General features: G+C 60.7%; 21 protein-coding genes. 11 read left to right on the forward strand and 10 right to left on the reverse strand.

Annotation, left to right across the window (positions count from 1 at the left end; translation table 11 throughout):
- Positions 1 to 24: 24 nt before the first annotated feature.
- Both AAC645_RS10340 and AAC645_RS10345 read left to right on the forward strand, forming a co-directional pair.
- On the forward strand, positions 25 to 783 hold the full coding sequence (locus tag AAC645_RS10340; protein ID WP_340315791.1) for an SDR family oxidoreductase: 759 nt from the start codon (positions 25 to 27) through the stop codon (positions 781 to 783).
- Between the two features lie 214 nt (positions 784 to 997).
- On the forward strand, positions 998 to 3,019 hold the full coding sequence (locus tag AAC645_RS10345; protein WP_340315792.1) for a PQQ-dependent dehydrogenase, methanol/ethanol family: 2,022 nt from the start codon (positions 998 to 1,000) through the stop codon (positions 3,017 to 3,019).
- Between the two features lie 57 nt (positions 3,020 to 3,076).
- Here AAC645_RS10345 and AAC645_RS10350 read toward each other — a convergent pair whose 3' ends face one another.
- The 5 genes from AAC645_RS10350 to AAC645_RS10370 all read right to left on the reverse strand — a co-directional run bounded on the left by AAC645_RS10350 (position 3,077) and on the right by AAC645_RS10370 (position 9,124).
- Positions 3,077 to 4,027, reverse strand: coding sequence for an NAD-dependent epimerase/dehydratase family protein (locus tag AAC645_RS10350; protein ID WP_340315794.1), 951 nt, complete (start codon positions 4,025 to 4,027; stop codon positions 3,077 to 3,079).
- Positions 4,028 to 4,158: 131 nt separating this feature from the next.
- Positions 4,159 to 5,376, reverse strand: coding sequence for an amidohydrolase family protein (locus AAC645_RS10355; protein ID WP_340315795.1), 1,218 nt, complete (start codon positions 5,374 to 5,376; stop codon positions 4,159 to 4,161).
- 154 nt (positions 5,377 to 5,530) lie between these two features.
- Complete coding sequence (locus AAC645_RS10360; protein ID WP_340315797.1) at positions 5,531 to 6,682, reverse strand: acyl-CoA dehydrogenase family protein; 1,152 nt, start codon at positions 6,680 to 6,682, stop codon at positions 5,531 to 5,533.
- Positions 6,682 to 8,442 carry an AMP-binding protein gene (locus AAC645_RS10365; protein WP_340315799.1) on the reverse strand — a complete coding sequence of 587 codons (1,761 nt, stop codon included), beginning with the start codon at positions 8,440 to 8,442 and terminating at the stop codon, positions 6,682 to 6,684. Before AAC645_RS10365 ends, AAC645_RS10360 begins: the two co-directional genes overlap by 1 nt.
- Positions 8,339 to 9,124, reverse strand: coding sequence for an enoyl-CoA hydratase/isomerase family protein (locus AAC645_RS10370; protein ID WP_340315968.1), 786 nt, complete (start codon positions 9,122 to 9,124; stop codon positions 8,339 to 8,341). The genes AAC645_RS10365 and AAC645_RS10370 overlap by 104 nt, the downstream gene beginning before the upstream one ends.
- Before the next feature lie 182 nt (positions 9,125 to 9,306).
- Here AAC645_RS10370 and AAC645_RS10375 point away from each other — a divergent pair, with 182 nt between their 5' ends.
- The 7 genes from AAC645_RS10375 to AAC645_RS10405 all read left to right on the forward strand — a co-directional run bounded on the left by AAC645_RS10375 (position 9,307) and on the right by AAC645_RS10405 (position 17,893).
- Positions 9,307 to 10,230 (forward strand): crotonase/enoyl-CoA hydratase family protein, encoded by a 924-nt coding sequence (locus AAC645_RS10375; RefSeq protein WP_340315800.1) that lies wholly within the window; start codon positions 9,307 to 9,309, stop codon positions 10,228 to 10,230.
- Positions 10,230 to 11,429, forward strand: a complete 1,200-nt coding sequence (gene ribB / locus AAC645_RS10380) for a 3,4-dihydroxy-2-butanone-4-phosphate synthase (RefSeq protein WP_340315802.1) — start codon at positions 10,230 to 10,232, stop codon at positions 11,427 to 11,429. Before AAC645_RS10375 ends, ribB begins: the two co-directional genes overlap by 1 nt.
- Positions 11,419 to 12,465, forward strand: coding sequence for an amidohydrolase family protein (locus AAC645_RS10385; protein ID WP_340315804.1), 1,047 nt, complete (start codon positions 11,419 to 11,421; stop codon positions 12,463 to 12,465). Before ribB ends, AAC645_RS10385 begins: the two co-directional genes overlap by 11 nt.
- A 35-nt stretch (positions 12,466 to 12,500) precedes the next feature.
- Complete coding sequence (locus tag AAC645_RS10390; protein ID WP_340315806.1) at positions 12,501 to 13,496, forward strand: VOC family protein; 996 nt, start codon at positions 12,501 to 12,503, stop codon at positions 13,494 to 13,496.
- 123 nt (positions 13,497 to 13,619) lie between these two features.
- Positions 13,620 to 15,200, forward strand: coding sequence for a hypothetical protein (locus AAC645_RS10395; protein WP_340315807.1), 1,581 nt, complete (start codon positions 13,620 to 13,622; stop codon positions 15,198 to 15,200).
- Positions 15,201 to 15,204: 4 nt separating this feature from the next.
- Entirely contained in the window at positions 15,205 to 16,632 is a 1,428-nt protein-coding gene (locus AAC645_RS10400) for an acyl-CoA reductase (RefSeq protein WP_340315808.1), read from the forward strand.
- Between the two features lie 4 nt (positions 16,633 to 16,636).
- Positions 16,637 to 17,893 (forward strand): MFS transporter, encoded by a 1,257-nt coding sequence (locus tag AAC645_RS10405; protein WP_340315809.1) that lies wholly within the window; start codon positions 16,637 to 16,639, stop codon positions 17,891 to 17,893.
- Here AAC645_RS10405 and AAC645_RS10410 read toward each other — a convergent pair.
- Entirely contained in the window at positions 17,880 to 18,821 is a 942-nt protein-coding gene (locus AAC645_RS10410) for an alpha/beta hydrolase (protein WP_340315810.1), read from the reverse strand. The genes AAC645_RS10405 and AAC645_RS10410 overlap by 14 nt on opposite strands.
- 179 nt (positions 18,822 to 19,000) lie before the next feature.
- Here AAC645_RS10410 and AAC645_RS10415 point away from each other — a divergent pair, with 179 nt between their 5' ends.
- Positions 19,001 to 20,791: a flavin-containing monooxygenase gene (locus tag AAC645_RS10415; RefSeq protein ID WP_340315811.1), complete on the forward strand. Its 1,791-nt coding sequence runs from the start codon at positions 19,001 to 19,003 to the stop codon at positions 20,789 to 20,791.
- A gap of 72 nt (positions 20,792 to 20,863) precedes the next feature.
- Here AAC645_RS10415 and AAC645_RS10420 read toward each other — a convergent pair whose 3' ends face one another.
- The 4 genes from AAC645_RS10420 to AAC645_RS10435 are packed head-to-tail and all read right to left on the reverse strand — an operon-like array spanning position 20,864 to position 24,073.
- Positions 20,864 to 21,181 (reverse strand): 2Fe-2S iron-sulfur cluster-binding protein, encoded by a 318-nt coding sequence (locus AAC645_RS10420; RefSeq protein WP_340315813.1) that lies wholly within the window; start codon positions 21,179 to 21,181, stop codon positions 20,864 to 20,866.
- Between the two features lie 12 nt (positions 21,182 to 21,193).
- The gene (locus AAC645_RS10425; RefSeq protein WP_340315815.1) at positions 21,194 to 22,063 is read right to left on the reverse strand and encodes a fumarylacetoacetate hydrolase family protein; all 870 of its coding nucleotides are present in this window, start codon (positions 22,061 to 22,063) and stop codon (positions 21,194 to 21,196) included.
- 33 nt (positions 22,064 to 22,096) lie between these two features.
- Positions 22,097 to 23,119: a WD40/YVTN/BNR-like repeat-containing protein gene (locus AAC645_RS10430; RefSeq protein ID WP_340315816.1), complete on the reverse strand. Its 1,023-nt coding sequence runs from the start codon at positions 23,117 to 23,119 to the stop codon at positions 22,097 to 22,099.
- Positions 23,120 to 23,134: 15 nt separating this feature from the next.
- Entirely contained in the window at positions 23,135 to 24,073 is a 939-nt protein-coding gene (locus tag AAC645_RS10435) for a fumarylacetoacetate hydrolase family protein (protein ID WP_340315817.1), read from the reverse strand.
- 272 nt (positions 24,074 to 24,345) lie between these two features.
- Here AAC645_RS10435 and AAC645_RS10440 point away from each other — a divergent pair, with 272 nt between their 5' ends.
- Positions 24,346 to 25,158 (forward strand): SDR family NAD(P)-dependent oxidoreductase, encoded by an 813-nt coding sequence (locus tag AAC645_RS10440; RefSeq protein ID WP_340315818.1) that lies wholly within the window; start codon positions 24,346 to 24,348, stop codon positions 25,156 to 25,158.
- The last annotated feature ends 32 nt before the right edge of the window (positions 25,159 to 25,190 follow it).

Genomic DNA, 25,190 nt, shown 5'->3' on the forward strand with positions numbered 1-25,190 from the left:
CGATTGCCAGAGGGGATTCTCGAAATGCGGACAATCGTCGTTACCGGGTCGGCATCCGGCATTGGGGCGGCTTGCTCGGCTTTGCTGCGCGAACGTGGCGATCGGGTCATCGGGGTCGATCTGGCCAATGCCGACGTGAACGCCGATCTGTCCGGGACGGATGGCCGGGGGGCGATGGTACAACAGGTTTCAAGCCTGGCCGGCGGGCGGGTGGACGCAGTCCTGGCCTGCGCGGGCATATCCAGTGGTCCGGCGGGCCGCATCGTGTCGGTCAATTTCTTTGGTGCCGTAGCGAGTTTGCAAGGCTTGCGACCGCTATTGAGCGCCAGCCCGGAACCCCGAGCGGTGGCCATTTCGTCCTTCGCCGCGTTGATGGGACAGGACGACGCGACCGTTACCGCCTGTCTCGAGATGAATGAGGACGCGGCGGTAGCGGCGATCGGCGACGATGCCGAGTATGCCTATTATTCGTCCAAGATGGCCCTGTCGCTGTGGATCAAGCAGAACGCGGTGGGGCAGGAATGGGCGGGATCGGGAATCGTCTTGAACGCCGTGGCGCCCGGCATGGTCGCAACCCCCATGATTCAGCCGCTGCTCGATACGCAGGACGGCCGGGATTTCCTGAACGGCCAGGTGCCCTCGGCCCTGGGCCGACCGTCGGATCCCAGAGAACTGGCCGAACTGCTGGTTTTTTTCGGCAGTCCGCAGAACAGCTTCGTAATCGGGCAGACCATCTATTGCGACGGGGGCGCGGAAGCGTTGCGTCGGCCGGGCCGCATCTAAGTCGAGCGGCAGCTGCTGGTCGACCCTTGTCGTCTGGTCGGACGGTGCCGCGCTGCCATACGCGTGTTCCTATCGTGATGGACCGGGTGGAGGAATCTCAGGCGGCATGTTGAAGCTACATCCTTTGCGGTCGGATGCCTTTCCATCGAGATTCGCTGAAAGCGGCTCCCTGCGCAGTGGCCGGGCGTGGAACGCGCCCATCATATTGGCGATCATGACGTCGAGCCTGCTCATCTATGGCTGCAGCGATTCCAGGCGCGACGGCGTCAATTTTACCGATGCGGAAAATGGCGACGACTGGCCTGGTTATGGGCGCCTTTATGACGAGCAGCATTACAGCCCGCTGGATCAGGTGAACGTATCGAATGTATCGCGGCTGGGGCTGGCATGGTCGGCGGATTTGCCGGTCGTGAACAATCCTGCGACGGCGCCGATCGAGATCAACGGCGTCATCTACATCTCCTATGGCTATAGCGTGGTACACGCCTTTGACGCGGTCAGTGGCAAGCAGCTTTGGGCCTATGATCCCGATGTTCCGGCGGTGGCCGGCGATACGCTCAAACTGGGCTGGGGGATCAGGGGCGTCGCCTATTGGGACGGACTGGTCATCACCGGCACCCAGGACGGCAGGCTGATCGCGCTGGACGCCCAGACGGGCAAGGTGCGCTGGAGCGTTGCGACTTTCGAAAAAGGCGAGTTGCGTTCGATTACCGGGCCGCCGCGCGTCTTTGCAGGACGTGTCATAATTGGCCATGGCGGCGGCGATTACGGGCCGATCCGCGGCTATGTGACGGCCTATGACGCGCGGACCGGTCGCCAACTGTGGCGATTTCACACCGTCCCGGGAAATCCCGCCAACGGTTTCGAGAACAAGGCCATGGCGATGGCCGCGAAGACCTGGACCGGCGAATGGTGGAAACATGGCGGCGGGGGCACCGTCTGGAACGCGATCACCTATGATCCCGAATTTGACCGCATCTATATCGGGACCGGAAATGGACAGCCTTGGAACCAGAAAATCAGAAGCCCCAAAGGAGGCGACAATCTCTTCCTGTGTTCGGTGGTCGCGCTGGATGCGAAAACGGGGAACTATGTCTGGCACTACCAAACCAACCCTGGTGAAAGCTGGGACTATAATTCCGCGATGGACATGACGCTGGTCGATCTCACGATTGGCGGACAAAAGCGCTCCGTCATGCTCCACGCGCCGAAGAACGGCTTCCTCTACGTCATCGACCGGCAGAACGGAAAACTGATCTCGGCGGACAAGATCGTGCCACACGTCACCTGGGCGTCTGGCGTCGACGTCAAGTCTGGCCGCCCGATCGAAAATCCCGAAGCGCGTTACCCCGGCGGCCAATTCGACCTGTGGCCCTATCCTGGCGGCGCGCATAATTGGCCGGCGCAATCATACAGTCCAAAGACGAAGCTTCTATATATTCCAACGGTGGATCTTGGCGCCCGTTATGACGATCGCCGGATTAACGCGAGAAAATGGAAGCCGGGCGGGGTGATCATGAATACCGGCGTTGATCTCACCGCGATCCTTACCGAGGGTTCGCAGGGCGCGCGACTCATTGCGTGGGATCCGGTTGCCAGGCGGGAGGTGTGGCACCGCCCATTGCCCGGTTATGCCTCCTCAGGGACGATGGCGAGCGGCGGCGGCTTGGTTTTTCAGGGGCGGCTAGACGGCAAGTTCATCGCCTATGATGCGCAGACCGGAAAGGCTGTATGGTCCTTTTTCGCGGGCACCGGCGTTATCGCCCAGCCAATCAGCTTTGCCCGTAAGGGCGTGCAATATATATCGGTGATTGCAGGCTATGGTGGCGCGTATGGCGCGCGCGCGCCGGGCGTGGACCGGTTCGGCTGGACTATGTTCGGTCAGCAGCGGCGATTGTTGACCTTCCGGCTGGATGGAACCGCCAAACTGCCCCCTTCGAGGCGAGAAGCCGCTGTACCACTGAAAGGGCCGGTGCCGGCAACGACCCCTGCTCTCGCGATGCGGGGAGCGATTTCGTTTTCCGCCAATTGCGCCGCATGCCATGGCGAAATGGTCCGTGCCGGGGGTGCAGCGCCGGACCTCCGGGCCTCGGGCATTGTGGCCGACAAGGATAGTTTTTTCAGAATCGTCCGTGACGGTGCGCTGGTTTCATCCGGCATGCCCAAATTCCGCGACCTGGATCCGGCCGAACTGGAGGCGATCCGTCACTATATCCGTGCGGAAGCTCAGAAATAGGGCGAAGTCCGTTGGCTCGACCGTCGGGCTATGACCCTTTTTCCGGCGGTTATTCTGTCAGTGGGAGGCCTGCTTCAACTTCATGTCGGGAAAATGCGCGGCGATCGCCCGAGCGATGCCGTCTTTCCAATGGATCTGGCATTTGCCAGCGATCGCCTCGCGCTTGCTGTTATCGGTCAAATAATTATCGCGATAATATGTTCCGCGCAGGAACTCGACCGGAACACCGGTGATTTCGGAGATATACCTTATGTATTCAACGTCGGAGACCGCATCGTCGCCGGCCATGTTCACGATGGTTGCTGGAACCGATGCAGCGTTGAAGATGGATGGCGTGAACCGCGCGATATCGTCCACATCGATTGGCATCGCATAGGTGTAACCCTCGGGCGGAAGCTCGATCGGCTCGCCTGCCAGCATCTTGTTGAGGAACAGGATCGGCACACCACCCCAACTGCCCGGACCATAGCAGATGCCGGGGCGGATGATGACGGTCGGCAGATCGTAAAGCTGCGCGAGCGACCGGACGACCGCCTCGGCCGCGATCTTGCTGACCTGATAGGCGGGAATGAATACCAGCCCGCCACCTAGCGGATCGGTCTCCTTGTGCCGGTGTTCGGGTTCGAGGTGCTGATAGATCGCGGTCGATGAAATGAAGTAAAAGGCCTCGGCACCGCGGAACCGGTCCATCAATTTCGCAACGGCCACGCCGTTGACATCCATCGCTGCGTCGAAGCTCTCTGTTTCGCGTAGCATGGCGGTGTGGAGGATGTGGGTAATATCCGCCGGGACGGCTGGTGGGAACGCGTCTGTCGCCATGTTCCATGGGATGCATTTTACGCCGACGGCCTCCAGCAGCGCGCGTGTCGCTGCTTCCGCCTCGTTGAACAGCGACAGGCCCCACACTTCGTTGTTCTGCGCCAACATCAGGGCGATGGGACGTGCAATGAGCCCGGTAACGCCGGTTATCAGGATTTTCTTCCCAGTGAGTATGGGAGCAGAGAGCATGTTGGCGTCTTTCGTTGGACGTTGGCGACGAAGTAATGAGGCCAGCATCCGATCGATGCCGACCTCAATCCGATTAGATCCCGAGCGACTCCGTCAGCCCTTAGGGGAAAAGTGGCTCTGCAGGAGCGAACTCAATCTGGCATGATCCATTGGGCGTTGGAGACGAAGAACTTGTGCTGGATATTTGGTCCGAGGGGACGGAGTCGTTCCTCCCAGAAGGGCATGGGGTTGGTGCCGCCTTCGACATGGGGGAAGTCGGAGGCATAGCAATAGCAGTCGTCCAGGCCGTTATCGTTGATGTATTTGTCGATCGGTTCCCATGGGAAGCCGGCGCAGCGAACATTGCGGGCGATATATTCGGAGGGTTTGAGCGGCAGGCGCTCGCTCCATTTGGAGGTCTGGGTGTTGGCGGACCACATGTCGAGTGCGTGGGCGAGCGGTCCCAGCCAGTGGGCGCCGGTTTCCATCGCGGCGAGGCGCAGCATCGGGTGGCGTTCGAACACGCCGCCGGTGACCATCGTGCCGGTGAAGTTCTGCGATGCCATCGGCATGGTCGAGAGCGTCCAGGGATCGAGCGAGATCTCCTCGCCGATCAGCCAGCCCTTGAAGGCATCGGCTTCGCGCCAGTCGAGCGTCTTGAAGAAGCCGGCCTCGTTGCCGACGTGCAGCGTGGCGACCGTGTTGCTGTCCGCCAGCAGCGCCCAGGTCTTGTCCAGGTCGTTATGCGCCGGCGACTTGCCGCCCGGCAGGATCGATCCGGGGAACCACACGCAGCGCACCCCGGCATCGATCAGACGCTTGGCCTCGGCATACAGCGCGTCGGGGGTTTCGCCCAGCAGCACGCCCACCGGCCGCACCCGGTCCGAATAGGCCTGGCTGCGGATCACCCAGTCATTCTGGGCCTTGATCATCTTGAGCGCGAAGCCGACCCGGTCGCCGGTGATCTGCGGGAAAAACGCCGCCACATCCGCATTGGCCAGCAGAAACAGCGCGTTGATCGCGACATTGCCCGGAAAGATCAGCTGCTTGTCGATGCCGCAATAGTCCATCAGCTCCAGCCGCTGGGCCATGTCATAGGCGCCATAGGCATAAGGCCCCTTGCCATGCCAGGCACCGCGAAAGGTCAGCTTGTTCTGGACGTCGGAATCAACATCCTTGAAATAATTGTTCTTCATCCCCTTGAGATGATGCAGATCCAGTTCCGCAAACGGACGCGTCACCTCGCCGAACATCTCCACCCACAATTCAGGCGGAACCCATTCATGGGCATCGGCATCGTTGATCCGGCCCGCAAACTTCGCCAGCTCAGCCGGATATCCAACCTCAGGCTCTTGCGCCAACGTCGCCATACCAATTTCTCCGTCTCAATCACCCGACGCCGTCTCACGGCGCTATCCGGCAGCCACTCTAAACCTACACCTCCACCCAACATCGTCTGTTAAGGCTAGTGGCAGGCAGAATCCGCTCGGCGCCGGACATCGTTGCGCGACGCGTACGAACCGCTCAGCGCCCTGCGGAGGTCAGCCGTCGCCCGATGATCAATTTCATGATGTCGGTGGTGCCGCCCGCCAGCCGCGCGGCGCGCGCATCGGCATAGGCGCGGGCGATGGGATATTCCCATATGAACCCCCACCCGCCAAAACAGGTTACGCACTCGTCGATTACCCGCGCCTGCATCTCGGTGCTGGAAAGCTTCACCACCGCCGCGTCGAAATCGTCCAGTTCGCCCGCCACCAGCGCTTCCATGCAGCGGTCTACCAGCGCGCGTTGGCCGGCAATATCCGCAAAAAGCTCGGCAAAACGGAATTGGATGGCCTGAAATTCGGATACTGACTTTCCGAAAGCCTTGCGTTCCGTCGTATAGGCGATCGTCATTTCCAGTGCCGATTCAGCGGCGGTGACGGCACGCACCGCCTGCACCAACCGCTCCTGCGGCAGGCAGCGCATCATCTGCTGGAAGCCGGCACTCTCGATGCCCACCAGATTGGTGATCGGAACGCGGACATCGTCGAAGAAGATCTCTGCGGTGTCCTGCGCCTTGAGCCCCACCTTCTCCAGAAGGCGTCCCTTGCGGAAGCCCGCGCGATCCGCCTCAACCAAAATCATGCTGATGCCGCGACCGCGTGCATGCGGATCTGTCTTGCAGGCGACGACGAACAAGTCGGCGTTATGGCCGTTGGTTATAAACACCTTCGACCCGTTGATGACATAGTCGTCGCCATCGCGAACCGCACTGGTCTTGATCGAGGCGACATCGCTGCCGGCGTCCGGTTCGCTCATCGCAAGCGAGACGATGCATCGACCGGCAATCACACTAGGTAGCCATTTTGCCTTCAGCGCTTCGCTGCCGAAGTCCCAGATGTAGGGCGCGGCAATGTCGCTATGGGTATAGAATGCGATGTCGGGCACATTGGCCCGTGCGAGTTCCTCGATCACGACGGCGCTGAACAGAAAGTCGAGCCCGCACCCGCCATGAGACGCCGGCGCCATCGGGCATAGCAGGCCGGCTTCGCCCGCTTTCAGCCAAAGCGAGCGCGGAGTGATGCCGTCCTTCTGCCATGCCTCGTGATGGGGGAGAATTTCCTCGGCAATGAAGCGACGGACGGACTCACGAAAGATATCATGCTCAGATGTGAAAAGCCTTCTTCTAAGCATCAGCCGACTTCCACCGTCGTGGCCCGAGACTGGCGATCCCAGGTGGAAACCCTTACCCCCAGTTTGCGAAGTTCACCTTTTTGGATCTTCTCCGATGGCGTCTTGGGCAGATCCGCAATGATCTCGATGAAGCGGGGCAGGGCGAAAGCGGGCATTCTGCGTTCACAAAACGCGATCAAAGCCGCCGGATCGACCATTTCCCCCTCGGCCGGGACGATGAACGCCATCACTTCGTCCTCGCCGCCATCCTCGTCTGCAGGCACGCCGACGACAGCGCACTCCGCGACGCTGGGAAAGGCGCGCACGACATCCTCGACTTCGAAGGAGGAGATGTTCTCGCCACGACGGCGGAGCGTGTCCTTCAGCCGATCGACGAAATAATACCAGCCATCGGCATCACGACGCACGGCGTCGCCGGTATGGAACCACAGGTCGCGCCACGCTTCCACCGTCTTTTCCGGCATGCCCATAAACCCGTCGCAGATCACGCCGGGGATCCTAGGGCGAACCAGCAGTTCGCCGACAGCCTCGCCGTCGAGCGCCTCGCCGGTTTCCGGATCGGCGATCACCACGTCATACCATTGGTCCAGTAATACCCCACATCCGCCTGACGGGATCGCCTGCCCCCAGGGCGAAAGAAACGGCATGGCGATTTCGGTTTGACCGAAGCCGGTCGTGATTGCCTCGACGCCATATCGTTCCTTGATCGTGCCGCACAGTTTGTCCGGTACCGGCGCCGCGAAGATGCAGCGCAACTTGTGATCGGTATCGTCAGGACGCTGCGGCTGCGATGCGACGAATGCCATTGTCGCGCCCAATAGATTTGTCACTGTCGCGCCGGAACGGCGGATCCTGCCGATCCAGTCGCTCGCGCTGAATTTGCGGTAGAGGACGCAACGAATGCCCATCACCATTGCCGGGTAAATCGATTCCAGCTGCGCATTGGCGTGGAAGAATGGAAAGCCGGTCAGGTAAACATCGTCCAGTGTCAGCCGGCACACCTGGATCATTTCTTCACAAAAGAAGTAAATCTGGCGATGGGGCATCAGCACCGCCTTTGACGGCCCAGTCGTGCCCGACGTAAAAAGCACGGCCGCCAGGTCGCGCGGCGAGACGTTGATGTCGGGATTTTCCGTGTTCGCGCTGCGCAGGGTGGCAAGGGGCGTCACCGTAATCGTGCCGAGGCTGGCCGGGCGGCAATCTGCAGCCTCATCGTCCCCCACCAAAATCACGCGCTCAATCGCCGGAAGGTCGTTCGTCACTTCCGCAAGCACATGCGATAAGGCTGGCGTGGTAACCACCATGCGTGCCTCGCTCAGTTTTAGCGGATGGCGCAGGAATTGGCCCTTGAAGCTGTCGCCGATCGTCACCTCGACTGCGCCGAGCTTGTTCAGTGCGAACCAGATGAGCGGATATTCGAGGCAGTTTGGCAGGAAGATCGCGACCTTGTCGCCCTTGGCGATGCCGAGCGCCGTGAAGCCGTGCGCCAGCCGGTTGGCCTCCTCGTTCACCTCCGAAAAGCTTAGCGGTTCTTCGGAATCCGTCCATTGCAGAAAGGGGGCGTCGGGGATGGCCCGCGCCTGATGCTCAAGAACGTGCGGCAGCGTCCAGTTCTCGCGCGGAAAGCGCGGTTGAAAGTGCGGAAACGTCAGCATATCAGACGCCCTTTTTCGGGTCTCTGCGAAAGCGCCGATAGTCTGGCTTGCGCTTTTCCATGAAGGCGCGCGCGCCCTCCAGATTCTGCTCGGATCCCGCAGCATGCATCAGGAACTGCTCGCCATGCGAGATGGCGGGTTGCATCATATCCCACCACGTGTTTGCGGATACCTTGGAGAGCTCAATGTAAAGCGGGCTCCGGTCGAGTAGCTCTTCGCACCAGCGATCGACTTCGGCGCCGAGCTCTTCGTGCGGGACCACCTTGTTGATCCAGCCGAGCTCGCAGGCTTCCTGCGCCGTGAACTGCCGGCACATGAAAACCATCTCCTTGGCCTTTTTCTCCCCGATGTTCAGGGCGTGCAGGTTGGTCGCGCCCCAGATCGGCGTACTTCCGACCTTGGGGCCGACCTGGCCCAGCCTTGCATGATCCGAAGCGATCGCAAGGTCGCACGCGACCACGATTTCGTTGCCGCCGCCGATTGCATAGCCATTGACCGCCGCGATCACCGGCTGGCGTGCCTTGCGGATCGCGAAGAAGCATTTGCCGGAATTTCGATAGACCCGCCGTGAACGTTCTGCGTCGAATTCCGCGATATCGGCGAGGTAGCCCCCAGCGCAAAAGGACCGGTCGCCCGCACCGGTGATCACGATTACGCCGACTTGGCGGTCGGCATCGGCATCGTTGACAGCGTCGGCGAGATCCAGCCAGTCCTGGTCGTCCAACGCATTCAGGCGCTCGGGATTGTTGATTGTCACCCGAGCAATTCCGCCCTCCTTCTCGAACATGATCACGACGGCTTCTCCGGGTGGTGGTGCAATAGGCTTTCAGCACACGCGCTGCGCCAAACAATCGTCCGAACGAGGGATGGAATCGCGGCGCGCGTGCCTCAGGAAGCATTGGCTGGATGAATGGGCAGGGATCGCCGTGAGGCCGTATTCACGCCCGTGTCAGAATCTGGGGAGCGTGGATGCCATTCGAATTTATCCTTTATGATGTGCAGGGCGGCTATGCGACCGTAACGCTGAACCGGCCCGAAAAACGCAATGCGCTGTCGATGGAATTGCTGACGGAGCTGAGTGCCGCGCTGTGGGAGGCCGACGACGATACCGCAGTTCATGCTGTGCTTCTTAAAGGAGCGGGCAAAGATTTCAGCGCCGGCTATGATCTGACGCCCAACCTTGGCATCAGTATCCGGCCCAAGCTGCGCGACACGCAATATCGTCGCGGAAGCCTCTATGAGGAGGGGTTCGCAAGCGTCGCCGACGATAGCTGGCGGCTGGAATACTCACAGCGCCTTCGCATGACCATCTTTGACATGCACAAGCCAGTCGTCGCGCAGATCCATGGGAACTGCCTAGCCGGCGGCACTGATCTGGCGCTGCTCTGCGATATGATTATCGCGGCCGACGACGCAAATATCGGCGTTCCACCGGTGCGGGACGTCGGCACCACGCCCAACAGCATGTGGCTATATCATATGGGTCCGCAATGGGCGAAGCGGCTGATGCTGACCGGTGACACGTTGTCCGGCGAGGATGCGGCGAAGGCGGGACTGGTGCTGAAGTCGGTCCCCGCGGACATTTTGGATGCCGAGGCTGCAAGCCTGATGCGGCGATTGGGGAAGGTTGATATCGATCTTCTCCACACCAACAAGCGCATTATCAACCTGGGGCTCGAGCTGATGGGCGCGCGCACGCTTCAGCGGCTCGCAGCGGAGAATGATGCTGCCCTTCACACGGCGGAAGTCACTCGTCGCTTTCGCGATCTGGCCAGGGAAAAGGGGCTCAAGGCTGCGTTCGACAATCGGAATACGATGTTTCCGGACGGCCAGGCGCGCTTCGATCGACCGGAACTGCGCGACGCAGATGGTCGCTTCGTCAAGGACGACTGATGATGAAACCGACCGATATGGTTGATCCGCATAGCGCGATTTCCAGCACCGAGGAGATCATCGAGGAGGCCAGAAACGGGCGGATGTTTATCCTGGTCGACGACGAGGACCGGGAAAACGAAGGCGACCTCGTCATTCCAGCGCAGTTTGCCACCCCCGATGTCGTCAACTTCATGGCTACGCATGGCCGCGGATTGATCTGCCTCGCATTGCCTCTGGATCGCGTGAAGGCGCTCGGACTCGATCCGATGCGCCATGACAATAATTCGCGCCTCAGCACTGCCTTCACGGTTTCGATCGAGGCCCGCGAGGGGATTACCACGGGGATTTCCGCTGCCGATCGGGCACGCACGATTCAAATCGCGAACGACCCGACGCGCGGGCGAGACGATATCGTCAGTCCTGGCCATGTCTTTCCGCTCACCGCGCGCGAGGGCGGCGTGCTTGTGCGGGCCGGCCACACCGAAGCGGCAGTCGATGTCGCGAGGCTCGCCGGGGTCACGGCTGCGGGCGTCATCTGCGAGATAATGAATGCCGACGGGACGATGGCCCGGCTTCCGGATCTCGTGTCCTTTGCGCAGATCCACGGCCTGAAGGTTGGCACCATCGCCGACTTGATCGCATACCGGCGGCGGAAGGACACCATCCTGGAATGCACGGTCGATCAGCCGTTCCAAAGCGAATATGGCGGCGACTGGCGTCTGCGGGTCTATCTCAATGCGACCGAGCAGACCGAGCATCTGGCGTTGGTGAAGGGCGTGATCGATCCGTCGAAACCGGTGATGGTGCGTGTCCATGCGATCAATTTGCTGGAGGATCTTTTTGGACTCGCGAATGGCCGCGCTCATCAGCTCAATGCCACGATGATGGAGATCGCCCGATACGGCTCCGGCGCGGTGGTGATGCCGCGCGAAGGGGAGGGGTCGCATATCTCGCAATATCTCGCGAAAAGCCGTGCCGATCCCGTTCCGGGTGATGGCATGCTGCGCGCCTATGGTCTTGGCTGTCTTATGCTCAGCGACATTGGCGTGCGGGAAATGATCCTGCTCACCAACTCCAAGACGCACTCCTTTGTTGGTCTGGAGGGCTTTGGGTTGCGGGTGGTTGGCGAGCAACCGATTCCGCCGATTGCCGCCGCCGTGCCATCCGCCCGGCAGGGCGATCAGCATGATCTTCAAGGAAGCACCGATGAAAATTGACGTACACGGGCATGCGCTGTTCGCCGAAGCGATCGGAATGGCGGGGAAATGGGGCCCCAACTATGTTCAGGAGCCTGGGGGCCGATGGAAGCTTGTGGTGGGGCCATATGAGGTGTTCCTGCCCCCCCAGCCGGAGGGCGTCCCGTTCGATCCGATGGAGGATATGCGCAAGAACTGGGATCCGGCAGGTATAGTCACCAAGCTGGACGCCGCTGGCGTCGATATGGCGGCCATGACGATATCGCCGTTATTCTATTTCTACTGGGCAGAGCCGGAGATCGCCATTCCGTTTTGCCAGCTGCACAATGACCTGATGGCACGGGATGCGAAGCGGTTTTCAGATCGCCTGTTCTTTCTGGCGACATTGCCGCTTCAGGATCCGCAGGCAGCTGTCGACGAAGTGAACCGCGCCGCTGCGCTGGGCGCTCGCGGTGTCAACCTTGGAACCGACGATTTTGGCGGTCGTAACTTCGACGACGAAGCATATTGGCCGATGTTCGAGGCATTGCAGGCGCACGACCTCCCGATCTTCATTCATCCCTATCCCTCACCGATGGCGTCTGGGAAGGAGGATCGGTACAATCTGTCCTGGGTGCTTGGCTATTGCCATTCCGAATCGGTCGCTTTTGCGCATTTCACCTTGGGTGGCGTGTTGGACGCATTCCCCAAGCTGAAAATTTATATCACCCATGGCGGAGGCATGACGCCCTATCAGCTGGGCCGAATGGAGCAGGCGCGCACCACGGGCCAACCTGGGGTGAAGGCCCAGCGGTCCATTTACGACTATATCGGCAATTTCTATTTCGATGTGCTGGTTCACGATCTGAAGGCTCGCCAGTTTCTCTATGATCTTTGGGGCGCGGATAACCTGGTCGTCGGCTCCAATCGTGGTGGCTGGGACTGGGCGGACGGCTTCGCGCTGCTCGATGAGCTCAAGCTGCCCGCAGAGGCGCATGAGAAGATCGCATGGAAGAACGCGGCGCGGCTGTTCAACCTCGATATGCCGGCGAGCCGCCGCCTGGTCGGCATGCAATGAGGTTCAGCGCGACTCGTTCATAAGGGACCCTGGCGATGACTCTCTTGCCAGTCACTGGCTTGTATCATTCCGGCGTCGTGGTGGATGATTGCCTGCGAAGCATCGAAAATTTCTCGCGTATTTTTGGCATTCCCGTCTGGGAAGCGCAGACCCTGACCAATGCCGACTTTCGTGAACCGCGCGTGCATGGGCAGGATCTGCCGCAGCATTTCATGTCCGCGGTTGCGATGAACGGCCCGGTCGGCTTCGAACTCTGCGAATCGCTCGCTGGCGACCGCTCCGTCTATGGTCAGTTCAAGGCGGAGGCGGGGCTTGGGCTGCAGCATGTCTTTTACACCATCCTGGATCAGTCCGAGTTTGCCGCCACAGAAAGACGGTTGGCGGAGGCCCGAATAGCCCCCGCCCAGAGCGCGATCATCAGCGACACCGTAGATTATTACTATTTCGACACCATCGACTCGCTTGGGGCATATGCTGAACTGCTTGTGGTTAAAGGGCCAAATCCGGCGGGAGGGCCGCCGGATGTTCATGCGTTCGGCCCCGAAGTGACAGAGTTGCCTGGGCGTGCGCCGATCGATCGGTTGTATCGCTATGTGGTGGTTACCTCAGATATTGATCAGACGCGCGCCAGCTATTCCCAATTTTATGGGGTAACGGATTGGCGAACGCTGCTCTTGGTGAGTGCGGACGGGCACACGCGCAGGTCGTTCGCCGGGCGCGCCGGGCAGCTTGCGGTCGAACTGGTCGATGCGGCCTCAGCCCCGCAACTGGCTACCCGGCTAGGCCGTGCTAATGGCCCTCGGCTCAGCCATCTGACAGTGAGCATCTATTCGCCGGACGAAGCGGATGCGGCGCTGTCGTGGTTCCAGGACCAAGGGATGTCGGTCGCCGAGAAGCTCGCGACGCCGGACGGATTGCTAGAGTTCGTTCGGCTGGATGGACGCTCGCTTCTGGATGGGGTCGATCTGGAAATCATCGTCCGCAAGCCCGCAGCGGCGGACCCTGTCGATGCCCTCTACCTGGCGCCCTGATGACGACCGCCTTGTCAGCTCCGCGGTACGATAGACGGGGACGAGAGGTTTTTCTTTCATGATGTACCATTGTTCGCGGCGTTCGGCTGGAGCCGCCGCACATGTCGGCGGCGGTGCCGATCAATGGCTGCACCCTCGCGCTCGTGGCGTGCGGCCCGGCTCTCGCCCGCAACAGCTTGGACGGGAATAGCCCAAAGGGACGATGCGCCGTCTGGTCGCGGGGGACAGCTTTGCACGAACAGCGCCGCGATCGCATGTGTGCACACAGCCAGGAGAATTGAGATGGCCGAACCCGGCCTGTCGCGACCCGTAGATCCTTTGGTGTTTGGCGACCAGCCCCAGGAGATGATGTGGTTGAACCGGACGGCAAGCTTGGAGATCGCACCGGCCGAGGCTGAAGCGATCCAGCTCGCCGCCGTCCGCAAGCGGTTTGCCGATCTTCGCGACCGCTTGCCGGTGCTGGCCAATTTGGCGCGCGAGCAGGGTATCGAGGAGATTCGCGACCTCGACGATGCGGCAGCGCTGTTGTTCAAGCACTCGGTCTATAAATCCTATCCGGTTTCGCTGATCGAGAAGAACCGCTTTGACCGGTTGACGGCATGGCTGGCCAATCTGACCATCGCCGACCTCTCCGGCGTCAAGACCGATGGGGTGGAGACGATCGACGATTGGCTCGATGCGCTGCAGCGCGATGCGGGTGTCCGCATTACACATTCGACCGGGACTAGTGGCAAGCTATCATTTCTGCCCCGCGGGCCCCTCGACGCGGGGCTGCAGTTGCGCACGGGACGTCTTTGTCAGGAAAATCTGTTCCAGCCCGAGCCGACGGGCCTTGAAACGGTGCCGACCGTCGTGGTGGGCCATCGCGAGATGTACAACGGATACGGCGCGAACGTCGAAAGCATGGTCAACGATCTTTACAACGGCGACGAAGCCATGGTGGTGGTAATGGATCCCGGCAGGCTGAGCGCGGACGTCCTGTCGCTGGGCGGTCGGTTGGCCACGGCGGAGAGCCGGGGGGAAATTGGTCGCTCGCAAATCTCCCCTGCCATCCTCAATCGTCTGGAAGAATTTCGCGCGGCGCAGAAAGATGCGCCTGCGCGGAGGGCGCGCTTCTTTGACACGATATTCGAGACTCTGCTCGGCAAACGAGTGATGATGGCCGCCAACTGGGCAATGTATAATGAAATGCTGGAAGCCGGGCGCGAGCGCGGGGCAACGCGAATATTTGCGCCGGATAGCCTGATCCTTTCGGCCGGCGGGACAAAAGGGAAGATCCTGCCGGGCGGTTTCAAGGAGGATATTCGCGAATTCCTCGGCGTCGATGCCATCAGCGAAGGCTATGGCATGAGCGAGATTTCCGGGCTCATGGCCAAATGCTCGGCTGGAAAATATCACGCGCCGCCATGGATGCTGGTGTTCCTGCTCGATCCGGAAACCGGCGCCCCCTCCGAGCGAAGTGGCACCCATACTGGGCGTTTCGGCGTGATTGACCTGGCGATTCAGGAGCGTTGGGGCGGCATATTGAGCGGTGATGAAGTGACTATGACGTTCGGTGAATGCGCCTGCGGTCTCTCCGGTCCGCATATCGATGATTCCATCCGCCGGTACAGCGACGCGGAGGGCGGTGACGACAAGATCACCTGTGCCGGGGCGCCGGAAGCGCATGACAATGCACTGTCGTTCCTTGCGGAAATGGACTGATCTGGTGGCCGACGCTGCTTTCAGCGTGCCGCTGATCATCCGCGGCGAAATCGTCGCCGAGGAAGCGGTTACGCACGGCGGACGCGGTGGAGGCATCAGCTTCACCGCTCCCGATGTCGGTGCTCGAATCTCAAGGCTCGCCCTGTCCTCTCCGGGGTCAATGGCGGATCTCTATTCGCTGAGCTTCACCGACATTCTCGATTTTCTCACCGCGTTGAGCGAACGGTTGAATCTGCGCAATCCGTGGATCGAAGAGGCGTTCGAGTTGTCGTGCCGCACCTCCGGCCTGGGGCGCGAGATCTTGCATTCGATGTACGAAAGCATGGGGCAGGGGCTGAATCCCATCGCACTGCGTGAAGTCGCCGAGCAGGCCATCGGCGTCGATTATCTCGACGGCTGGGTGGAAACGCAGCTCGAAAATGGCCTGAAATCCCGCATCCGCGCCTTTGGTGCGCGCAGCGTGCATATCGTTGCCGGAAATGCACCGGGAACTTCGGTGCTGACGATCGCGAGGAACGCAATCACGCGGGGTGATGCAATCATCAAGACCCCCAGCAATGATCCGCTGACGGCGGCTGCGGTCGCGCGGACGATGATCGATATGGCACCGGACCATCCGCTGACGCGTCATCTCAGCGTAGCATATTGGAAAGGCGGCGATGCGGTGGTCGAGGAGCAGCTCTACAGTTCCCGCAATATCGAAAAGATCATCGCTTGGGGCGGCATGGCGTCGATCCGTCATATCGCGAAATATATTCAGCCGGGCATCGAACTGGTCGCGCTCGACCCGAAGCTCAGCTCGACCATCATCGGGCGAGAAGCCTTCGACGATGAGGAGACGATGCGGGCGGTTGCAGCGAAGCTGGCGATGGACGGTGGAGGGCTCAATCAGGAGGCCTGCGTGAACGCCCGGGTCGTCTGGGTGCAAAGTGGCACTGATCCAGAGGGTTTGGAGCGGATAAGCCGTTTTGGTCAGATGGTTTACGACGCTATCCAGGATCTGCCCCGATCGATCAGCGGGCCAGCGGTGCGCCCGGACCCCGCCCTCGCCGACGAGGTCGAGGCGCTGAGATTGGGCGGAGATGAATGGTATCGGGTGATCGGGGGTGGCAAGCAGGGCGCAGTCATCGTTTCGCAGATGGACGAACCCGTGGATTTTGCCAGGATGCTCGGCAACCGGGTGCTGAACATCGTGCCGTTCGACGAGGTGGAGACACCGGTGAATGCGGTCACGAGCTACACGCAGACCATTGGAATTTTCCCCGAGAGTTTGAAGCTTGCCCTGCGCGACCGGCTGGCGCTTCACGGTGCGCAACGCCTAGTCACGCTGGGCCACGCGATCGGAATGTCCAACCACGGTATTCAGGATGCGATTGAACCGTGGCGCCGAATGTGCCGCTGGATTGTCGACGAAAATTTTCAGGCGGCATAGCCGCATGGCCGCAACGCCTGTCGAGGCCGAACCTGGCGTTGTGCGTGATGCCCGCGCCGAATGGCGAAGCGGCTGGCCGATCGCGTTTGCTGCGGCGGGCGGCATTTTTACGGCCGTGCTCTATGTCTATTCCACCGGCCTGTTCCTGGAACCCTTGGCCAATTTCGGCTGGAGCAGAGTCGATATCACGTCGGGCATGCTGATTGTTGGGGTGGTGGCAGCGTTTGGCAATCCATTCATTGGGCTGCTGGTCGATCGCGTCGGGCCGGGCAGGATATCGGCGTTCGGCGTGATTGCTTATGCCATCGCGATGGCAGCGCTGGGTCTTACTGGGCCAAACGCTGATGGCTGGAGGTTGGGATGGGTTGCTGTCGCATTTGCGTCGTTGGCAATTTCGGTTCCCGTCTGGCTGGTTGCTGTTGCGCGCCACTTTGACAAGGCCCGGGGGATGGCGCTGGCAATCGGATATTGCGGGTCGTCCATTGCAGCGCTCAGCGTCCCGTGGATCACACAGCAGTTGATCGAGCATCTCGGCTGGCGGGCGGCCTATGCCGGGATTGGTCTCCTGGCTCTGACGATCGGCGGCGCTGCCTCGCTCACGCTGCTGCGAGCGGGCGGCTCAAGGTTCGAAGCGCGGCCTGCGGCTGGGCTGGTGTTCAGCGGGTCGAGCCTGCGGGTATCGCTCGGCTCCACGCGGTTCTGGCGGATCGCGCTGATGAGCCTGATCGTGACGATCGGTGTCATCGGTCTGACGGTGCATTTTGTGCCGATTTGCGTGGAACACGGAATCTGGCGCGAAACCGGCGCCAGCCTTGCGGGATTGATCGGCATTGCTGGGCTGGCAGGGCGGCTGGGCACCGGATGGCTCCTCGATCGCTTGCCCGGCACCCTGATCGGCGCAGTTCTGTTTTCAATCCCCGCGCTGGCCTGTTTGCTGCTTTGGCAGGGTGCACCGGGTATGTTCGGAATGGCCATGGTCGCCATTGCCGTCGGTGTCTCGCTGGGCGCCGAGCTGGATATCATGGCTTACTTGACCACCCGCTATTTCGGATTGGGCAACTATGGTTTTCTGTTTGGCATATTGACCGGAATCGTCGGTTGCGCGGCGGGGTTCGGCCCGCTCCTGGCATCGGCCCTGCGGGATCGCGGCGGGGATTATGCCGTTTTCGCCCAGACGCTGTTCTGGGGGTTTCTGTTATCGGTGCTGATTGTCGCGACGCTGGGTCGATATGATCGCGGCGATCCACTCAGTCGGGTGTGAGCAGCATTTCCGCCAGCTTCTCGGCGATTTCGTCTAGCGCTTCGCCTGCTACCGGCAATATCTGCGCGAACTGAAAGAAGCCATGGGTCAGCCCGTCATAACGCAGCTCACTCAGACTGACGTTTTCGGCCTTCAGCCGTTCTCCATATCGCTCGACCTCGCTCCGCAGCGGATCGTAACCGGGAATGGCCAGCACGGCCGGCGGGAGACCGGCGAGGCTTTCGGCTTGCAACGGGGATGCCAGCGGATTCAGGCGCTCCGCAACGGACGGAATGTAGTTGCTCCAGAACCACTGCATCGCGCTTGAAACCAGCGGCAGGCCTGACGTGTGCTCCTGATGCGAAGGAGTCGAGAAATCGGCGTCGGTCACTGGATAAAGGAGCATCTGCGCCGCCAGTGCAGGTCCGCCTTGGTCACGGGCCATGAGCGCCACGGCGGCGGCCAGATTCCCGCCCGCGCTATCGCCCCCTATGGCCAAGGGCGTGTCGTCGGCAAGGCCGATGCGAGCCTTGTTCGCCGCGGCCCAGCAGGTCGCGGCATAACAATCGTCGAGCGGCGCTGGAAAAGGATGGTCCGGCGCCAGCCGATAGTCGACCGAGAGCACGGCACACCCGGATTTCACTGCCAGACGGCGGACACACGCATCATAGCCGGAAATATCGCCGAGCACCCACCCTCCGCCATGAAGATAGATCAGCAAGCCGATGATGCTGCCTTCCGGAACATATAGTCTGGCCGCAATCTCCGATTCCGGGCCGGGGAAAGTGAGATCCTCTACCCTCGCTACCTCTGGGCCTTGCCCCATATGCTGACCCATTGCTGTCGCAACGGCCTTTGAGGCCTCGACGCCGATGACCGCGAAATCCGGCGGACTTCCCGCTTCGAGCATCTGATCGACGAAGATCTGCATTTGCGGGTGGAGCGGCATTTCGCTTGAATCTCCTGCATTTGAACTTGCGAATAATATTCGGGCGGCAGTGCGCGCGGACAATATCCGTTCGGACGATGTTCGAAAGCTGGACGCGCGTCATACAATTCAGCGTCCAAGCAGCATGGCCTGCCCGGCAACGAGGCCTCAGCTGCGTCTCTCGTGAAAGTGATGCGCCAATGAAAAGCCGCGATGCGTTTGATTTCGACCCCGAAGCTCTGTTGCAGAAGTATGCCGAGGAACGCACTCGCCGGATTCGTTCAGACGGCACGCAGCAATATATCAAGATCGAAGGCCGATACGCCCATTATCTTGAGGATCCGTATGTTGAACGGATCGAACGGGAGGCGATCGAAGAAGAGCTTGATGTCGTTGTGCTGGGGGGTGGGTTCGGTGGCCTGTTGGCCGGTGCCCGGTTGCGCGCGCGCGGCGTAACCGATGTTCGTCTCATCGAAAAGGGCGGCGACTTCGGCGGAACGTGGTATTGGAACCGCTATCCCGGCGCCGCCTGCGACGTCGAATCTTACAATTACATGCCGCTGCTTGAAGAGACCGGCTACATGCCGGTCGAAAAATATGGTCGCGCACCCGAAATTCTCGAGCATTCGCGCCGGATCGGCCGCGAATTCGGCCTGTATGAAAAGGCGTTGTTCCAAACAGAGGTGACCGAGGCGCGGTGGCATGGAGAAAAGGCGCGCTGGCTTGTTTCGACCGATCGCGGCGATCGGCTGTGGGCTCGGTTCCTGATCACGGCTTCGGGCCCGTTGCAGGAGCCTAAATTGCCCGGAATCGACGGTGTCGAAAGCTTCAAGGGGCACAGCTTCCATACCAGCCGTTGGGACTATAACTATACTGGCGGCACTTCGCTGGGCGGCCTGGACAAACTCGCCGACAAGACGATCGCCATCATCGGTACGGGCGCGACGGCGGTGCAATGCGTACCACACTTGGGCACGGCGGCGAAACAACTCTACGTATTCCAGCGCACGCCTTCATCGATCGGCTATCGCAATGACCGCCCGACCGATCCGGAATGGGCCAAGACGCTCACGCCGGGCTGGCAACAGCGGCGCATGAATAACTACACCGCCATCGTAAGCGGCATGCCGATGAAGGAAGATCTGGTCGACGACGGGTGGACCAAGATCATGCATGACGTAATGAGCAAGGCCACGGCCGACACACCGCCTGAGGAAATCGGACGGATGTTCCAGATGGCTGACTTTGCCTATATGGAAGATGTACGCAATCGCGTCGATAAGGTGGTCAAGGATCCGGAAACGGCGGCCGCACTAAAGCCTTGGTATGCCCGGATGTGCAAGCGCCCGTGCTTCCACGACGACTATCTGGAAACGTTCAATCGGTCGAATGTGAAGCTCGTCGATACCGCCGGGCGCGGCGTTGATCGCATAACGAAGGATGCGCTGATCGTCGGCGACCAAGAGTATAAGGTCGACTGTATCGTTTATGCGACTGGCTTTGCCTTGAGCGCTTACCTCGATGGCGAGGTCATGCCCATCTACGGGCGGGACGGGTTGCAGTTGACTGAAAAGTGGAAGGAAGGCGCCACCACCTTGCACGGCATCCATGTGCACGGCTTTCCGAACTATTTTATTCTCAGCACGACGCAGACCGCATGGGGACCGAATTTCCCGCACATGATGAATGAGCAGGCGATCCATATCGCCTATGTCATCGGTGAAGCAAAGAAGCGGGATCTCGTCAGCCTGGAGGTGCAGTCCGAAGCGGAGTCCAACTGGGTCCAGCACCATTTGGATGTTTGCGGCCCCGCCATTCAGATGTGGAAAACCTGCACACCCAGCTTCTGGAACGAGGAGGGTCAGGCCACGAGCAGGATGGCGCGGAACGGCATGTATGGGCCGGGCGTCTTCGTTCTCACCGATATTCTGGAGAAATGGCGCGTCGATGGTAGTCTTGCAGGCCTGGATACGGTAAAGCGGTTGTGCTGATCCCACCGCCATCAAACGCCCCGGGCGAAGCCTTCAAAGCTTCGCCCGGTCCGAGTGATTTTCTGCCTGCTGCTATTGTTCGTCTGGAACGTGTAGAACTAGCCCGTCGAGCGCCTCGCTCAGCTTGATCTGGCAGGACAGACGGGAATTCTCTTGTCGTCCTTCAGCCAGATCCAGCAGGCTGTCTTCATCGCCCTCGGCCATGCCAAGCCGGTCGATCCATTCTTCATCAACATAGACATGACAGGTGGCGCAGGAACAGGCGCCGCCACAATCGGCCGGGATACCCGGAACATCGTTGCGAACCGCCGCTTCCATCGCGGTTTGCCCGTGCTTGGCATCGATGATGTGCTTGGTGCCATCGAGTCCGATGAATATGACTTTGCTCATCTCCCCACCCCGTCAGGCGCGCTGTTCGTCATGGACAGTGTTTCGGAGCGAGCCGACCTTGTCGACCGTGCAGATGACAACATCGCCGTCCTTCATGTACAGCTTGGGCTCGCGTGCATGCCCGATGCCGCTGGGGGTGCCTGTCAGGATGATATCGCCGGGCTCCAGCGTCATCACCTGACTTAGCTTGTGAACGAGAGTTGCGACGTCGTAGATCATGTCCGACGTTGATTGGGATTGAACCGTTTCACCGTTCAGCACGGTCGTGATGGCGAGGCCCTTGCCGCCGGCGGGTAGCTCGTCTGCGGTGACATAGTCCGGCCCGACCGGGCACGTCCCGTCGAAATTCTTGCCGATAATGAATTGCGAGGTCAGGAACTGATAGTCACGGACCGAGACGTCGTTCGCGACAGTGTATCCCGCGACATGATCGAGCGCGTCGCTGAGCTCGACATAATGGGCGCGCTTGCCGATGACGGCGACCAGTTCAACTTCATAGTCATAGGCTTCGGAAACGTGCGAACGCGGAATGCCCGCGTTCGGGTCGAGCAGCGTGGATGTGAAGCGCGTGAATACCGTCGGAAAGGACGTCACCGCCAATTTCGTCTCGTCGGCATGTGCCTGATAATTCAACCCGATGCAGAGAATTTTTGCCGGGGCCGGGAAGGGGTTGAGCAACGTCGCCGATCCCCTGTCCACGCTATGGCCTCCGCCGGACTCCGCGAGCGCGGCGATGCGCGCCAGCATCTGCGCGCCGCCTTTGATGATCTCCGTCAGGTCGGATGGTAATCCGGCGTCGAGGCTCGCAAGGGAAACAGCACGGGTGCCCAGGTCAAGCGCCAGCGCTGCGCCATTCCCGGTTTGGTAACGAAAAAATCGCATAGTTGCTCCTGATAATCGCGATACATTCCGGTGTCAGTTGGGAACCCAGACCAGACCGCGGATCTCGCCGAATTCGCGTGATAGCTTGGTCCAGTTCTGCCCCGCATCGCGTGAAACGTAGATGTAACCATAGTTGCTGGCCGCCACGATCCTGTCGGGATCGGCTTTGTGCGTGGCGAACAGATAGGTTGTGGAATTGGGGATCACGTCCATTCTGGCCGGCGCCCAGGTCAGGCCGGCATCGGTACTGACCTGCACGCCTCCGACCTTCCCCGGAACATAGTCCCCCGTCGCGACGAACACCGTGTCGGGATCGTCCACTTTCATCGCAATGCCGCGGCAATAGGTTTCGACACCGACTGCGACCGCCGCAGGCTCAGGCGGCCATTCGATCGGAAATTTGTGCACGGTATAGGTCTGGCCTTCGTCGGTGCTGGTGAACACGCCCGAGGGCGTGGTGGCGAGCAGCTTGCCGGATGGGTGCACGACCAGCCCGTGAATATCGGTATCCTGCACGGTCGGACCGGGATCGGGTAGATGGACCCAGGTATCGCCGCCATCCGTGCTGCGTAAAATTCCCGATGCTTCCACCGATGCCCACACGATGTCCGGATCGCGCGGGTCGAACACGATGTCGGTGATGTGAGTGGAGCCCACCACGCAGCGTGGATCGACGGGAACGGACAATTCTTGCCATGTTGCGCCATTGTCGCGGGTGCGGTGGATGGCGGCAGGGGCGAGGCCGATCAGGATCGTGCCAGGCAGTGTGGGATGAAACCGGACCGCCCAGACATGAATGTAACCATCGTCGGCAGGCGAGGGCAAATGCTCCCAGCTCTCGCCTCTGTCGCTGCTGCGATAGATACCCACGTCGGAACCGGCGATCATGTGGCTATCATTTGCCGGGTCGACAGCGATAAAGCGGACGCGGATCCACGGTGCCCATGGCGGCACGGGCACCTTGATTCTGCTCATCGTCCAGTTTTCGCCGCCGTCACGGCTGTGAAACACACCGCCGCCGACTGTCCCGACACAGATCGTGAAATCGCTGCTCATCGCGCCAATCCGCACCTAGTTGTCGATGCGCTGCATGAAGACGTTCTTTGGCGCACCCCTGGTTCCGCCGAGCTTCCATTCGCGGATATCCGCGCCAAACTGCGCATCGACCCGAAAGGGCCAGCGGCGTTTCAGCGGATCGACGACGTTTACGGACATGCGCCCGATCTTTTCGATTTCGATCTCGCACGTCTCACCATCCTGCATCGGGCCGATGCCTTGATGATTAGTGCCGCAGCCAAGGACGTCTCCCGGCTCGAGCGTGACCTTGCTCGATGCCCACGCGATGATCGCGGCGACCGGATGCTCCATGTCGCTCGTATTGTAATTCTGGCGGTCCTGCCCATTCTCCCAGCAACGAACCGACAACGTCTGTGGATCGACGATATCATCGGCCGTGGTGATCCAGGGGCCAAGTGGCGCGAAGGTGTCGAATCCCTTGGCGACGAGGCTGACGCCTGCCGTTTGCGAACGTAGGGAAACGTCTAGCAGGCAGCTATAGCCAAACACATGATTCAGCGCATCGGCTTCGCTGACGTTGCGTGCGGTCTTGCCGATGATGATGGCCAGTTCCGCCTCATGGTGAAATATCTCACCGTTATCCGGGGGCAGCACGACGGTACCGCCGGGGTCGAGAACCGCGGTCGACGGCTTGAGGAACATGCCAAGCGGCGCCTTGGGGCCATCGACATTTTCGTGATAATTTCCCTGACCCATCAACAGCTTGCCCGGACGGGGGACGGGTGCCCGCAATCGGACCTGATCCAGAGGGATCACAGGACCATCGAAGGATTCGATCGCGGCACGAATGTCGTCAAACGCTTCGATGAACGACAGCATCCGGTCTTTCGGACGCTGGGCCATGATCGTTCCAGGCACCGCGCGCGAGATGTCCACAACGCCTTCACCGCGCAGAACCGCCGGCCGATAGTCGTCGATCAACGCAATTTTCATTCACCTGAACCCTTCAACTGAGCTCGTTGTGGCGAAAGCTCATTTGAGAGCTTTTTCACAAAGCCGACCGGGGACCATCGTCCTTTTGGACAAGGCGGACCAATTAGCCGCCGAGAGCCGGCGCCCAGCCAAACGTGATGACGGATCGCTCCTCACCCTGGAAAATCAGCGCCATCGTCTTTTGGGACGACTAACTGCGCGGGCGGGAAGCGTAGGCCTGCTCTCCGGACAACTGGCGGCCTCGTCGGTTCCGCCTTGATGGAGCGTTAAAGATGTCTGCTGAATTTGCAGGGAAGGTCGCGCTGGTCGTCGGCGGCGGATCTGGCATCGCCAGGGCATCGTCCGAACTCTTTGCGGCCCTTGGCGCCCGCGTCGTCGTTGTGGATTTGAACGCCGCCGCCGCCGAGGAAACTTGCCTGCATATTCGTAACGCAGGGGGCGAGGCGACCGCGTTTGTCGCAGATGCGACTACCGAGCCGGCAGCGGCGGGAATGGTCGATTTCGTCGTCGCGACCTATGGCCGGCTCGACATCGCGCACAACAATGTTGGTCATCCCGGGCCATATGGCAATATCCATGAGCTTTCGCTCGAGGCATTCGAGCACTGCCACCGGCTCAACACGGTGTCCTGCTTTCTCGCGATGAAATACGAAATTCGGCACATGCTCGCGGCTGGGGGCGGCGCTATCGTGAACACCGCATCGCTGGCGGGGATCATCGGTTCGGCCGGGATTGGCGCCTATGTCAGCGCAAAACATTCGGTCATCGGATTGACCAAGTCTGCAGCGCTTGAGCTGGCCGCGCACAATATCCGTGTCAATGCCATCTGTCCGGGCGCGACCGACACGCCGATGCTGCGCGGGAGCATGACGGGGTTCGACATCGACAATACCGGGCTGATGGAACACTGGCTGGAGCCGATGGGCCGGATCGGCGAAGCGCGCGAGCAGGCGGAGGCAGCCGTCTGGCTATGCTCGCAGGCGGCGTCATTCGTGACCGGGCACATTATGCCGGTCGATGGGGGGCATGTCGCGGGCAACCGCGCCACCAAGGAGCAGGACGAATCGACCAGGCAATGGCGCTGATCGACCCACTCATGATCAAGCCAGGAGGCGGT

The organism is Rhizorhabdus argentea, assembly GCF_037861105.1.
GTDB lineage: Bacteria > Pseudomonadota > Alphaproteobacteria > Sphingomonadales > Sphingomonadaceae > Rhizorhabdus > Rhizorhabdus argentea.

What these genes read in the sequence shown, in the direction of transcription:
- AAC645_RS10355 (WP_340315795.1), bottom strand. Translation starts at nt 5,376, where the DNA reads ATGGCGACGTTGGCGCAAGAGCCTGAGGTTGGATATCCGGCTGAGCTG.
- AAC645_RS10410 (WP_340315810.1), bottom strand. Translation starts at nt 18,821, where the DNA reads ATGCCGCTCCACCCGCAAATGCAGATCTTCGTCGATCAGATGCTCGAA.
- AAC645_RS10370 (WP_340315968.1), bottom strand. Translation starts at nt 9,124, where the DNA reads ATGTTCGAGAAGGAGGGCGGAATTGCTCGGGTGACAATCAACAATCCC.
- AAC645_RS10390 (WP_340315806.1), top strand. Translation starts at nt 12,501, where the DNA reads ATGACTCTCTTGCCAGTCACTGGCTTGTATCATTCCGGCGTCGTGGTG.
- AAC645_RS10440 (WP_340315818.1), top strand. Translation starts at nt 24,346, where the DNA reads ATGTCTGCTGAATTTGCAGGGAAGGTCGCGCTGGTCGTCGGCGGCGGA.
- AAC645_RS10385 (WP_340315804.1), top strand. Translation starts at nt 11,419, where the DNA reads ATGAAAATTGACGTACACGGGCATGCGCTGTTCGCCGAAGCGATCGGA.
- AAC645_RS10360 (WP_340315797.1), bottom strand. Translation starts at nt 6,682, where the DNA reads ATGCTTAGAAGAAGGCTTTTCACATCTGAGCATGATATCTTTCGTGAG.
- AAC645_RS10375 (WP_340315800.1), top strand. Translation starts at nt 9,307, where the DNA reads ATGCCATTCGAATTTATCCTTTATGATGTGCAGGGCGGCTATGCGACC.
- AAC645_RS10395 (WP_340315807.1), top strand. Translation starts at nt 13,620, where the DNA reads ATGGCTGCACCCTCGCGCTCGTGGCGTGCGGCCCGGCTCTCGCCCGCA.
- ribB (WP_340315802.1), top strand. Translation starts at nt 10,230, where the DNA reads ATGATGAAACCGACCGATATGGTTGATCCGCATAGCGCGATTTCCAGC.
- AAC645_RS10345 (WP_340315792.1), top strand. Translation starts at nt 998, where the DNA reads ATGACGTCGAGCCTGCTCATCTATGGCTGCAGCGATTCCAGGCGCGAC.
- AAC645_RS10415 (WP_340315811.1), top strand. Translation starts at nt 19,001, where the DNA reads ATGAAAAGCCGCGATGCGTTTGATTTCGACCCCGAAGCTCTGTTGCAG.
- AAC645_RS10430 (WP_340315816.1), bottom strand. Translation starts at nt 23,119, where the DNA reads ATGAGCAGCGATTTCACGATCTGTGTCGGGACAGTCGGCGGCGGTGTG.
- AAC645_RS10340 (WP_340315791.1), top strand. Translation starts at nt 25, where the DNA reads ATGCGGACAATCGTCGTTACCGGGTCGGCATCCGGCATTGGGGCGGCT.
- AAC645_RS10350 (WP_340315794.1), bottom strand. Translation starts at nt 4,027, where the DNA reads ATGCTCTCTGCTCCCATACTCACTGGGAAGAAAATCCTGATAACCGGC.
- AAC645_RS10435 (WP_340315817.1), bottom strand. Translation starts at nt 24,073, where the DNA reads ATGAAAATTGCGTTGATCGACGACTATCGGCCGGCGGTTCTGCGCGGT.
- AAC645_RS10420 (WP_340315813.1), bottom strand. Translation starts at nt 21,181, where the DNA reads ATGAGCAAAGTCATATTCATCGGACTCGATGGCACCAAGCACATCATC.
- AAC645_RS10365 (WP_340315799.1), bottom strand. Translation starts at nt 8,442, where the DNA reads ATGCTGCGGGATCCGAGCAGAATCTGGAGGGCGCGCGCGCCTTCATGG.
- AAC645_RS10425 (WP_340315815.1), bottom strand. Translation starts at nt 22,063, where the DNA reads ATGCGATTTTTTCGTTACCAAACCGGGAATGGCGCAGCGCTGGCGCTT.
- AAC645_RS10405 (WP_340315809.1), top strand. Translation starts at nt 16,637, where the DNA reads ATGGCCGCAACGCCTGTCGAGGCCGAACCTGGCGTTGTGCGTGATGCC.